Consider the following 11,442-nt stretch of genomic DNA (forward strand, 5'->3'; position numbering starts at 1 on the left):
TGTTAAGGGATAACGAGGGAATAAATATAGAAAAAAAATAATTAGACTTAGTTTATATATAATTTGGCATCTAAGTAATATATTATCTTGACTTTTAAATATTATTCTATTATATTACCTAATACATAAACATTAACAATTATGTCAAATGAAAGGAGACAGTATGGCAACAACTAATCAAATTAGCTACAGGTTAGGTCAGGCAAAGAAAAAGTTAGCAAAGCTTAGCAAAGACATCGTAGCCACAAAAGCCAACATTAAAAAGTTTGAAGCGGCACTAAAAAAGGCTAAGGCAGAAGAAAAAACCAAAGCTAAAACTAAAAAGAAAGCAACTAAAGCAACTGGCAAGAAAAAAGCCCCGGCCAAAAGGAAAAAAGCTGCCGCTAAAAAGAAAGACTAGTATTCTTTCTATTTGAATAAAGATAAAGGCGGGTCAGTCACGTTGTAATCAGGTATACTTTGCTGGATTTTGATATACCTGTGAGGGTAGAAGCAGGGCTTTGGGTATTTTTCTATAGTCCCCATATCTCCAGTTGTTTTATCATTCTGACCCTGTGACTGCCAGCCCAGAAATATCTTTTGCATTTAGGGCAGAATTTAATTTCCCCGGTATTCTGGTGTATTACAAAATCTGGTATTCTCCCCCGGGCATTCTGAGTCTGCACGCTGTGAAGGAGGACATTGCATAGTATGCATCTCCTGAACCAGTATTTCCTGTCCATGGGGAGAAACCCGGGGTCTTTTAACTCCAAAAGTTGATCCTTTATTTTATTATGGGTTATCAGGAGCAAAGGCTCAAGTTTATCTTGCAGGTGACGGTTTTTAGTGAGCAGGGTCCTTCCCTCTTTTAGCAGTTTTTCTATTTCATTCCCCTGGTAAAGTGATTTATAATGGGTATCAAACCCCATTATCTTCAACCATTTTGCAAGAGTACCAAGTGAAGAGTCTATTACAAATCTGGTTTGTTCATTGCTCATTATTTTTCCCTGTTAACAGCATATCTGAATCGCTGTTATTATATTTGACGATCAGGCTTGTGTAAATAATTTGACTGGGTGTCATGGTTATTATAGATTCCAAAGACTCAAATATAATACAAAAATACAGGATATTTTAAATGCAGAAGATAATGATAGAGGGGGGCCACCCCTTAAAGGGTAAGGTTAAGATAAGCGGGGCCAAAAACGCGGCATTACCTGTTATATCCTCATGCCTGCTAACTGGAGGGTGGCATAAAATACATAATGTCCCGGATTTAAGGGATATCCAGACAATAAAAAAAATAATGGAGGGGATGGGGGTAACATTCCGGGAAGAGGGGGATGCCTTACTTATCAACAGTGAAAATTTAGACAAATATGAGGCTCCATATGATCTGGTCAGGACAATGAGGGCCTCTATTCTGCTGCTTGGACCACTGGTTGCAAGGTTCGGAAGGGCAAGGATTTCCCTCCCAGGCGGGTGTGCAATTGGTGCAAGACCCGTTAACCTGCATCTTAAGGCCCTTTCATCTATGGGTGTGGATATGTTTCTTGAAAACGGGTATATCAACGCCAGAACAGATGCCATAAAAGGTGCCGAGATATTTTTTGATATACCTACTGTAACCGGAACCGAAAACATTATGATGGCTGCGGTAAAGGCCAAGGGAGAAACCATCATCAATAATGCCGCAAAGGAGCCTGAGATATCAGACCTTGCTAATATTTTAAGAAAAATGGGGGCAGACATAGAGGGGGAAGGGACAGATACTATCATTATAAGAGGGAAAGATGAATTGTCTCCTGCTGAACATGAAGTAATCCCTGACCGTATTGAGGCTGGCACCTTTATGATCGCCGCTACAATGGCGAAGGGAGACATAGAGATTACTAATTACAGACGTGAAGACCTTTATTCGGTAATAGAGAAGGTACGCGCTGTTGGGGCTATTGTTGATATGAATGAAAATGGACTATCGGTAAAAGGCCCGGATATATTAGAGAGTGTTGATATCAAGACAATGCCTTTTCCGGGTTTTCCAACAGATCTCCAGGCCCAGTTTATGTCCATGATGTCTATTGCAAAGGGATCAAGTGTTATAACTGAGGCTATATTTGAAAACAGGTTTATCCATGTAAGTGAATTAAAGCGAATGGGGGCTGATATTACCATAAATGGAAATCAGGCACTGGTGAGGGGCAGGAAACGGTTGCTTTCTGCTCCGGTTATGGCAACAGACCTCCGGGCAAGCGCCTCCCTTGTACTTGCAGGACTTGTGGCTGAAGATGGTCTAACAGAGATAAGCAGGATATACCATCTTGACAGGGGTTATGAAAAAATGGAGGAAAAGTTCAGGCTGCTCGGCGCAAATATATGGAGAGAAGTAAACTGAGATGCTTGATCGACCTCTTGTACCAACATTTATATGTTTTACAGGGGGGATCCTGACGGGTTGCTATATTCCATTTATCAATGATCTTCTGTTAATTATTTTTTTATTGATTATACTTTCTCTTTTTCTGCTTTTCATAAGCCCCTGGAAACTTAAGCCCTCTATAATTCCAATATGTTTCCTTCTTGCAGGCCTGTTTCTCATATCATACAGGGATACCAGTTCAGAACTTGTCAGGCTGGCTGCAGGTAAAAAAATAATACTTGAAGGGACAGTCATCAGCCCTGTAAAAAAGAATGGCCAGTCAGAACGCTTTGAGCTTATAGTAGAAAGACTTTTTCTTGATGAAAATATAATCTCTGTCAATGAAAAAGTTCAGATTTCTGTTTATAATAACCCTGTGGCCTATACTATAGGTACTCGGATTCGATTCCCGTCACAAATCAAACCATTCATGAATTTCAAAAATCCCGGGGCATATGATTACGAGTTATCCATGCAGATCAAGGGGATTTCATGTAATGCATCTATATCTGACGGGAGATATATTGTCCCAATGGGAAGAGGTGATCCCGGTTTTTTAATGGGAATACTGGAGAGAATAAGGCAACCATTTCGAGACGTCCTGAACAGCACATTATCTGAAAAAAATAATGCATTATACCGCGCCCTTCTCCTCGGTGAAACAGAGGGTATAGGTGATGATTTAAGGGAATATTTTAACCTGACAGGACTTGGTCATGTGCTTGCTGTATCCGGATTACATGTCGGCATGATAGCATGGATATCCTTTTTTATCTGCAGGCAGATTCTCTCACTGTCATATAGACTTACCATAACGCATAACATTAAAAAGATCACTGCCTTTGCCACCTGCTTTCCGGTAATTGCCTACACAGCCCTGAGTGGTTTTCAGGTATCCGGGCAGAGGGCAATGATAATGGCCCTGACCTATCTGTTTTCCATTATTATCGAAAGGGAGAGTGATATCTGGTCAACCCTTCTTTTTGCAGCCTTTATTATACTTGCTATTGATCCTCTTGCAATAAATAGCATATCCTTTCAACTGACCTTTCTTGCAGTTGTGGGGATAGTATGGCTGACACCCTTGATTCAAAAAGTATTTCCGGATATTTCAGGAAAATTCATAAACTATCCACGCCTGAAGAGCTCCTATTTTTACCTTACAGGCATTATCTCTGTGAGTATTGCTGCCAATATTTTCCTGCTGCCGGTTACGGTTTATTATTTTAACAGGATATCCTTTGTATCGATTTTCGCAAACCTTCTTATTATACCTCTTATGGGGTTCGTCATTTTACCATTAGGCATGTTTTCCCTTATTATACTCTTTGTATCAGCAGATGCTTCTCGCTCAATCCTTTTTATAGGCGCATATGGTCTTGATATAATGATGTGCATAATAGAGTATCTTGCCCATCTCCCATGGGCCTGTTTTCGGATGTTTATCCCCAGTATGTTTGAGATTCTGCTCTTCTATTGCCTGCTGTTTTGTATTGTCTATTTCAGAAAAGGTAAGATGATAAAATTCAGTATGACTGCTGTCCTTCTGCTCTTTCTGATGGATTTTTCATACTGGATTTATGAAACAGGATTGAACAAAAATTTGAGAGTGTTTTTCCTGGATGTGGGCCAGGGGAATTCGGCTCTTATACAGTTTCCCGGTAAAAAAAGGATGCTTATTGATGGCGGTGGTTTTCAGGGAGATACCTTTGATACAGGCAGGAGTATTATAGCCCCATTTCTTTTAAGGAAAAAATTACTCCATATTGATTATATTGTGCTTTCTCATCCTCATCCTGACCATATGAAAGGGCTTAAATTTATAGCCTCTGTGTTTGATCCTGCTGAATTCTGGCATAACGGTAAGGATTCTGAGGATCATGATTATCAAGACCTGATTGATATAATAAAAACCAAAAATATCAAGGTGCTTACGCCCGATGACCTAGCTAAGACCAGGCATGTATCAGGGGTAAAGATAGAGGTGTTTTATCCTTTTTCAGGAGAAAAAAGGTCTCAAAATCTCCATGTCAGCAGTCACACCATAAATGACCAGTCCATTGTGGTAAGGATAAGTTATGCGGGTAGATCTGTTATGTTTCCAGGCGATATCGAAATGAAGTCTGAGGCTATTCTTGTAAATAAATATGGGAATAAGCTGAAAAGCGACGCCCTGCTGGTCCCGCACCATGGCAGTAGATCTTCCAGTTCAAAACCATTTCTTGAAACAGTAAGTCCGAAGGTGTGCATCATATCTTCAAGGCAGGGAAACAGGTTTGGTTTCCCCCATGCTGAAGTCCTGGAGAGATTTAGACGCGCAGGAGTCAGGATACTAAGGATAGATCAGGGTGGTGCTGTTGAGGTTAAAATCGGTGAAGGTATTTTTAATTCAGGATATAGTCTTGATTGACTTTTAATAATTCACGGATTTCTTTTTTGACTCCGGGTAATATCTGAAATATAATCATATCCTAAACAGGGGAAAGATATGGAAGAAGAAGAATACCTGAAAAAACATATTAATCTGATGATACTCAAAAGTGTCCAGGATTACCTGAAAACCGATACCACATCATCAGGGTCTGTTTTCCCTGTGAAGATACCTGATGAGCTTTTTTTACAGGTACTCAGGCTTGATGGACCAGAAGGTCTGGATCATATTGTGCATTATATCTTTAAACTTGGGCTTGCCCTCTGGAACGAAAGATTATTTGACAAGGAATTTGGTTCCCCTGCTGCTCTGAACGAATTTATTGACATTATGAAAAGCCGTACAAAACAGGAAAAATAATCTGTTTCACTCAATACAATATGAAGGCTCCTGGATATGGGTACTTCTGCATCGGGGACACTTGCCCGGTGAATGGATTTTTGACCTTTCCCTGAAGATAAAACCACAGCCAAGACATTCTGCAGGTATGATTATAAATCGCTGCTGGGGAGCTCTAACACTTTTCCTTGCATGTTCCATGTGATCCAGTGCCTCCCGCATGGATAGATGCAGCTTTGAGGAGATTTCCTGAATTGTGCATGTCCTGACTGACAGGAGCTCAATTATTTCTTGTCTTTTTGTCGGCATTAGCAGATATTTTTTTATTAAAGATAATATACCGCTATTATTGGTGTTATGCTAACTTTTTTGGTGCATCAATTCAAGTTAATGTATATTATTTTCGTTTTGAAAAATAAATTTTAAAAGAGGTGATATCGATGGCCGGCAGGGTATTGATTATCGAAGATGATGCAAAGATAAGGATGCTCTTAAAGGAATATCTTGAAGGAAATGGTTTTGAGGTTATTACACTCTCTGATGGCAATAATGCATTGGACTCTATTAATTCCGAATCGCCTGACATCGTGATCCTTGATATAATGTTGCCAGGGAAAAACGGTCTCGAAGTACTCAAGGAGATACGTCAGAAGAACAGCATCCCGATTATTATGCTTACAGCAAAGGGTGAAGACGCAGACCGAATAGTAGGTCTTGAGCTGGGGGCAGATGATTATCTGCCAAAACCTTTTAATCCCAGAGAACTGCTTGCACGCATGAGGGCAGTCATGCGGCGGATTTTTCAGGAGAAGGAGGCGGATACTGACCCTGAAAATCTGGTTATGGCAGGGGGCATTGTCTTGAACAGGGCCAAGCAGACCGCTAAGCTTGAGGGAGAAGAGATTGAACTATCTTCAACTGAATACAAGATTCTTGAGGTTTTGATGACCAACCCCAACGTGATATTGAACAGGGATCAGATTATGAATTATGCGAGGGGAAGAGATTTTATGGCCTTTGACAGGAGTATTGATGTCCATATCAGTAAGCTCAGGTCAAAACTTGATAAAAGCCCCCGGTCTCCCAGAAGAATAAAAACTATCTGGGGATCGGGATATATGTTTGTGGATCAAAAATGAAACCTCCAAAATTATATATCAAATTCTTTCTTTCCTTTACCTTTATGCTGATAATTACCCTGCTTATGATCTACGGGCTGCACATGAAAACAGAGGTAAGGGCAAGGAATCGTTATATCAGGGAGCAGGTCAGGCTCTATAACATTGAAAGGGTAATCCTTTTAACTGAATTGATTGGTGAAAAAATAAGGTCTGAATCATATGATATCCCGAATAAGATTATAAATGATGATATGCAGGCATTTCTGAATAATCTTTCAAAGTTAAATACAGCAAAAATATGGATAACTAATAATGATAAGCTTTTATTAAAATCCTTTGAGGGTGAAATTCCAGTTGACCTGTCATGCATTCCTGATGAGAACAGGTTTATAAGCGATGATATAAGCCTTTATCAGGGGTTTAATTCGACCCGTGATATTTATGTGGTATCTCCTGTAAAGAACCCTGCCAGTGAAGATATGTTTTTCCATATAATATTCGGTGAAAGGAGGGGTGGGGAAAGAGAGGGAACAGGTTTTTTGTTTGGTCTGGCAGGGATAGGGATTATTATACCGATTCTTGTAATCCCCATTTCAAGGTTTATTACGGAAAGGGTAAAAGAACTCAAACAGTCAGCCCTCCGCATTGCTTCGGGTGACCTGGCTCACAGAATCGATATCAAGGGCCGTGATGAGATAGGGGAGCTCGGTACCGCATTCAATCAGATGGCAGATAAGGTCGAAAGGATGATTGTCGGAAGGAAGGCCTTAACTGCCCTCATCTCCCATGAACTCCGTACACCACTTACCAGGGTAAGAATAGCAGAGGAAATACTGAGGGAAAAGCTGGAAAATGAGAAACAGGATACATATTTAAGGCATTTAAATGATATCAGGGAAGATGTCGAATTCCTTAATCAGCTGATCGGCAGGATACTTGAACTGTCAAAAATAGATATGCTTGAGGCGAGTTTTGAGATGCAACCCTTTGATATCAGACAATTAATTCTAGATCTGATAGGGCAGCTTAAGCCCATTATTGACCGAAAGCACCTCTATGTGTATACTGAGTTGTCATTTATCACAGGATTTATTGGAAACAGAAGCACATTAAGCACTGCCTTCCTAAATATACTTGATAATGCAGTCAAATTTACGGCTCAGGATGGCCGGATTTATGCGTCGCTTTTCCAGGAAGAAAAAAAAGTGGTGCTGAGTGTAGTGAACAACTTCCAAAAACTTGATGAAGAGGATCTATCAAGGATTTTTGAACCATTTCAGAGGGCCGGGGATTCTGATACATCTGGTTCTGGACTGGGCCTTGCCATCACGCAAAAGATTATAGAAAGGCATGGTGGTATTGCGAGGGCATATAATTCAGATGGTGGTTTTGAAATCAGGATAACACTGCCTGTACATTGTCATCAGTAAAAAATGTCCGGTGCGCTTGATAACCCGATTGGCAAATGATTAAATATTTTGAATAAAAAACTTGACATATTATGGTTGTTGATTTAATAAATTCGTTTTTTGAATTTACATTCAGGATAGATAAAAAATGAAGACATATGTTGCCAAAGAACAGGAAATAGAAAAGAAATGGTACCTTGTAGATGCACAGGACATGATACTTGGCCGTCTGGCCAGTCAGATTGCCTCGCATCTTCGGGGAAAACACAAGCCAATTTTTACTCCCCATGCTGATACCGGTGATTTTGTGGTTGTTATTAATGCCGAAAAGGTCTCTCTTACAGGCAATAAATGGGATAATAAAATATATTACCATCACTCCGGGTACATGGGAGGTCTCAAGCAGATCTCTGCCAAAAAATTAATTGAAAAGAAACCTGATCAGGTTCTCTATATGGCTGTAAAAAGGATGCTCCCCAAGAACAGCCTTGGAAGGCGACAGTTAAAAAAGCTTAAAATATATGCAGGTTCTGAACACCCACATGTTGCCCAGAATCCTCAATTGTTAAAGATGTAGGAGGTCTTAATGGCTCAAGACTTATGGCATGCCGTTGGCAAAAGAAAGACTTCGATCGCCCGTGTATGGATAAGGCCGGGTACCGGAGTTATTACAGTAAATGATATGGCTCTTGATAAATATATCACGAGAGAGTCAGGCGTTGAGATAATAAAACAGCCCCTTGAAATTACCGAGACGATCAATAAATATGACATAAATGTGAATGTAAAAGGTGGCGGAGTCATTGGACAGGCAGGGGCTATCAGGCATGGTATCAGCAGAGTGCTGGTAAGCATCAATCCTGAGTTTCGCCCGACCTTGAAAAAGGCCGAACTGCTTACAAGAGACCCGAGAATGAAGGAAAGGAAAAAATACGGTCAGCGCGGAGCAAGAGCCCGTTACCAGTATTCAAAACGCTAACCCGTTTCCCTTTCTATTTATTTAATATTCTTCTGATTGGTAACCTTAAAAAGGAAGCTGGTATGGCTTCCTTTTTTTATTTACTGTTACTGGAAATCAGCGTGGACGAAGAGAAAAATATAAAACTTATCCTTCAGTATGAGGGGAGCAATTACCATGGCTGGCAGCGTCAGAAGAATGGTGTCTCAATCCAGGAGGTCATAGAGGAAAAGCTTACTCTGATATTCAGAAGACATGTAACTATTTACGGGTCTGGCAGAACCGATTCAGGTGTGCATGCTTTATATCAGGTTGCAAACTTTTTTGCTGAGACATCTATTCCGCCAGAGTCAATAAAAAATGCCCTTAATTCACTTCTTCCTGATGATATTTATATAAAAAAGGCGGAATATACAGTGCCTGATTTCCACTCAAGGTACAGCGCAAAAAAGAAGAGCTATGAGTACAGGATATTAAACACAGGGGATGCAGACCTATTTTTAAGAAGGTATACATGGCATATAAAAGAGCATCTTAATTATATTGAGATGAAGAAATGTCTTGCCATGATAATCGGGGTTCATGATTTTTCATCCTTCAGGGCATCGGGTAGCTCCAATATCAACCCTGTAAGGGAGATGTTCAGGGCAGAGCTTTCTGAAAAAGATCTAGATGGAACTTTCAGGTTAACTTTCGAGGCGAGTGGGTTTTTAAGACATATGGTAAGAAACCTTGTGGGCACAATTATTGATGCAGGGAAGGGAAAAATTTCAGAAATCGGATTTAAAGAGATCCTGGATGCGCATGACAGGAAAAGGGCAGGGGCAATGGCCCCGGCCCAGGGGTTGTTTTTAAAGATGGTTGAGTATTAGACTATTTATTTTTAACTCCATACACCCGGGATATATACCTTGCACCTCGGGCAATGGCCATTTTTCATATTATTGAAGTTTACTGTGAACCCGTACCGGTCTATCAAAAGATTCCCGCAATTATGACAGCATGTCTTTTCACCATCATCCCCCGGCATATTACCTGTATAGACATATCTTAGCCCGGCGCTGTAACCTATCTGTTTTGCTCTTACAAGGGTGTCATAGGGTGTAGGTGGTAGGTTGTTCATCCTGTAAGAGGGATGAAATCTGCTTATATGCCATGGTATATCTGCATTTTGTGCCTTGATAAACTCTGCAAGTTTTGTAAGCTCTTCCTCTGAATCATTTAACCCGGGTATCAGGAGAGTTGTTATCTCTATCCATATCCCCATTTTTGCCAGTATTTTTATGGTGTTAAGTACGGGTTCAAGCTTTGCGCCGCACTGTTTCCTGTAGAAATCATTACTGAAGGCCTTGAGGTCGATGTTCGCCCCGTGGAGGTAGCCGGATAATTCTTCAAGGCATTTTTCAGACATATATCCATTGGAAATGAACACATTTCTCAGACCCTTTGAAGCGGCGATAACAGCGGTTTCTTTTGCAAGTTCAAAGAAAATTGTGGGTTCCGTATATGTATATGCAATGGTCTCTGCATTTAAATTCATAGCCTCATTGACTATATCTTTAGGTGAGATCCTTTCACCGGTTAATACCTTGCTGTTAATCGGCATCTGGGAGATGTCGCTGTTCTGGCAGAAGCTGCATCTCAGGTTGCATCCGGGGGTTGCTATGGAGTAGGAACCACTCCCGGGCAGAAAATGGAATAAAGGCTTTTTTTCAATAGGATCAATATGCCTTGTAATAACCCTGTCATAAACCAGTGTATAGAGAACCCCATCTTTATTTTCCCTTACCCCGCATATGCCTCTCGAGTTTTCCGAGATGTGGCAATGGTGATTACATAATTTACATATTACTTTTTTATCTGAAAGCTTTTCATAAAGCAGTGCCTCTTTCATTATTTTAGTACCTCCATTTTTCATTTACTGTGACTGATATGCACACCTTCTATTACAGGCCTTTTTGCCCTGTTGATCTTTTCTTTTAAAAAAAGGTTATCGGTTTTATATCGATAATTTAATATTACATATATACCGATCAGATAACCAAACGGCAGATAGCTTATACCTGGTATCATGGTTTTACCGGCCTTCCTGAAAGAACCCGCAAACAGAGGCAGGCTTTCCCATTTTATCTGAACCGGGCCATAAGCCCTGTTCAGCGCTCTTTTTATCTCCCATAAACTGTAAGTTTTTATCCCTGAAAACATGCCTTTTCTGAAGATACCTCTTATCTTCTGCCAGCGGATATAGCAGGAGATGCTGTTGAAAAAGACAATAAATATACCCCTTTTGGCAACTCTTCCCGCCTCTTCCAGTGCCGGAAGCGGGTCATCCAGAAACTCAAGGGTGTTTATAAGAAAGGCAAGATCAAATTGATTATCTTCATATGGCAGATCCTCGGCATATGCCTTTTTCAGTTCGCACCGGTCACCAAGCCGGTTTTTGGCAAGGGTAAGCATATAGGGCGATGCATCTATCCCTGTGAGGTTCATGCCATACCTGCCTGCGGCAAGAAGATGGCTGCCTGATCCACAGCCAATATCAATAACCCTTTCATGCTTAAAGGGCCTCAGGGTTTCGGATATCATATGGTTAAGGAAAAAATCCAAGTGAAGGCCTTTGCGTGAGCTGCACCATTCTTCGTATGCCTTTGCGAGTTGGATGTCAAAAATAATTCCCATATGTGAAACCTGAAATTGTCAAGCTATGTTTATCTGTTTACCGGTTGGGTAAATATTTAATCCAATTAAACAGTTGAAGATTAACTAAAATATGCAGGCAAGTCAAA

12 protein-coding genes are annotated in these 11,442 nt (G+C 40.5%); 9 read left to right on the top strand and 3 right to left on the bottom strand.

Going from position 1 to position 11,442, the window contains the following annotated elements:
* The first annotated feature begins 163 nt into the window (after nucleotides 1-163).
* On the top strand, nucleotides 164-400 hold the full coding sequence (locus tag GX654_22075) for a hypothetical protein (GenBank protein NLD39549.1): 237 nt from the start codon (nucleotides 164-166) through the stop codon (nucleotides 398-400).
* A 112-nt stretch (nucleotides 401-512) separates the two neighbouring features.
* On the opposite strand, the gene GX654_22080 is transcribed toward GX654_22075, so the two are convergent.
* Complete coding sequence (locus GX654_22080) at nucleotides 513-977, bottom strand: hypothetical protein (protein ID NLD39550.1); 465 nt, start codon at nucleotides 975-977, stop codon at nucleotides 513-515.
* A 140-nt stretch (nucleotides 978-1,117) separates the two neighbouring features.
* On the opposite strand from GX654_22080, the gene murA reads away from it, so the two are divergent.
* The 8 genes from murA to truA all read left to right on the top strand — a co-directional run bounded on the left by murA (nucleotide 1,118) and on the right by truA (nucleotide 9,528).
* The gene (gene murA / locus GX654_22085) at nucleotides 1,118-2,374 is read left to right on the top strand and encodes a UDP-N-acetylglucosamine 1-carboxyvinyltransferase (GenBank protein NLD39551.1); all 1,257 of its coding nucleotides are present in this window, start codon (nucleotides 1,118-1,120) and stop codon (nucleotides 2,372-2,374) included.
* A 1-nt stretch (nucleotide 2,375) separates the two neighbouring features.
* The gene (locus GX654_22090; protein NLD39552.1) at nucleotides 2,376-4,808 is read left to right on the top strand and encodes a DNA internalization-related competence protein ComEC/Rec2; all 2,433 of its coding nucleotides are present in this window, start codon (nucleotides 2,376-2,378) and stop codon (nucleotides 4,806-4,808) included.
* Nucleotides 4,809-4,886: 78 nt separating this feature from the next.
* On the top strand, nucleotides 4,887-5,189 hold the full coding sequence (locus GX654_22095; GenBank protein ID NLD39553.1) for a hypothetical protein: 303 nt from the start codon (nucleotides 4,887-4,889) through the stop codon (nucleotides 5,187-5,189).
* A gap of 419 nt (nucleotides 5,190-5,608) precedes the next feature.
* Complete coding sequence (locus GX654_22100; GenBank protein NLD39554.1) at nucleotides 5,609-6,307, top strand: response regulator; 699 nt, start codon at nucleotides 5,609-5,611, stop codon at nucleotides 6,305-6,307.
* Nucleotides 6,304-7,719, top strand: a complete 1,416-nt coding sequence (locus tag GX654_22105; protein ID NLD39555.1) for a HAMP domain-containing histidine kinase — start codon at nucleotides 6,304-6,306, stop codon at nucleotides 7,717-7,719. The genes GX654_22100 and GX654_22105 overlap by 4 nt, the downstream gene beginning before the upstream one ends.
* 127 nt (nucleotides 7,720-7,846) lie before the next feature.
* Nucleotides 7,847-8,275 carry a 50S ribosomal protein L13 gene (gene rplM, locus GX654_22110; protein ID NLD39556.1) on the top strand — a complete coding sequence of 143 codons (429 nt, stop codon included), beginning with the start codon at nucleotides 7,847-7,849 and terminating at the stop codon, nucleotides 8,273-8,275.
* A gap of 9 nt (nucleotides 8,276-8,284) precedes the next feature.
* Nucleotides 8,285-8,677, top strand: a complete 393-nt coding sequence (rpsI, locus tag GX654_22115; protein NLD39557.1) for a 30S ribosomal protein S9 — start codon at nucleotides 8,285-8,287, stop codon at nucleotides 8,675-8,677.
* A 62-nt stretch (nucleotides 8,678-8,739) separates the two neighbouring features.
* Nucleotides 8,740-9,528: a tRNA pseudouridine(38-40) synthase TruA gene (gene truA / locus GX654_22120; GenBank protein NLD39558.1), complete on the top strand. Its 789-nt coding sequence runs from the start codon at nucleotides 8,740-8,742 to the stop codon at nucleotides 9,526-9,528.
* An 11-nt stretch (nucleotides 9,529-9,539) separates the two neighbouring features.
* Here truA and amrS read toward each other — a convergent pair whose 3' ends face one another.
* On the bottom strand, nucleotides 9,540-10,550 hold the full coding sequence (gene amrS / locus GX654_22125) for an AmmeMemoRadiSam system radical SAM enzyme (protein ID NLD39559.1): 1,011 nt from the start codon (nucleotides 10,548-10,550) through the stop codon (nucleotides 9,540-9,542).
* A gap of 20 nt (nucleotides 10,551-10,570) precedes the next feature.
* Nucleotides 10,571-11,335: a class I SAM-dependent methyltransferase gene (locus GX654_22130; protein ID NLD39560.1), complete on the bottom strand. Its 765-nt coding sequence runs from the start codon at nucleotides 11,333-11,335 to the stop codon at nucleotides 10,571-10,573.
* Between the last annotated feature and the right edge of the window lie 107 nt (nucleotides 11,336-11,442).

The organism is Desulfatiglans sp. (assembly GCA_012513605.1).
In the GTDB taxonomy this organism is placed as follows: domain Bacteria; phylum Desulfobacterota; class DSM-4660; order Desulfatiglandales; family HGW-15; genus JAAZBV01.

Excerpts from the sequence above, each read along its gene's own strand:
- GX654_22075 (NLD39549.1), top strand. The coding sequence starts at position 164 with ATGGCAACAACTAATCAAATTAGCTACAGGTTAGGTCAGGCAAAGAAA.
- GX654_22080 (NLD39550.1), bottom strand. The coding sequence starts at position 977 with ATGAGCAATGAACAAACCAGATTTGTAATAGACTCTTCACTTGGTACT.
- murA (NLD39551.1), top strand. The coding sequence starts at position 1,118 with ATGCAGAAGATAATGATAGAGGGGGGCCACCCCTTAAAGGGTAAGGTT.
- GX654_22090 (NLD39552.1), top strand. The coding sequence starts at position 2,376 with ATGCTTGATCGACCTCTTGTACCAACATTTATATGTTTTACAGGGGGG.
- GX654_22095 (NLD39553.1), top strand. The coding sequence starts at position 4,887 with ATGGAAGAAGAAGAATACCTGAAAAAACATATTAATCTGATGATACTC.
- GX654_22100 (NLD39554.1), top strand. The coding sequence starts at position 5,609 with ATGGCCGGCAGGGTATTGATTATCGAAGATGATGCAAAGATAAGGATG.
- GX654_22105 (NLD39555.1), top strand. The coding sequence starts at position 6,304 with ATGAAACCTCCAAAATTATATATCAAATTCTTTCTTTCCTTTACCTTT.
- rplM (NLD39556.1), top strand. The coding sequence starts at position 7,847 with ATGAAGACATATGTTGCCAAAGAACAGGAAATAGAAAAGAAATGGTAC.
- rpsI (NLD39557.1), top strand. The coding sequence starts at position 8,285 with ATGGCTCAAGACTTATGGCATGCCGTTGGCAAAAGAAAGACTTCGATC.
- truA (NLD39558.1), top strand. The coding sequence starts at position 8,740 with ATGGCTTCCTTTTTTTATTTACTGTTACTGGAAATCAGCGTGGACGAA.
- amrS (NLD39559.1), bottom strand. The coding sequence starts at position 10,550 with ATGAAAGAGGCACTGCTTTATGAAAAGCTTTCAGATAAAAAAGTAATA.
- GX654_22130 (NLD39560.1), bottom strand. The coding sequence starts at position 11,335 with ATGGGAATTATTTTTGACATCCAACTCGCAAAGGCATACGAAGAATGG.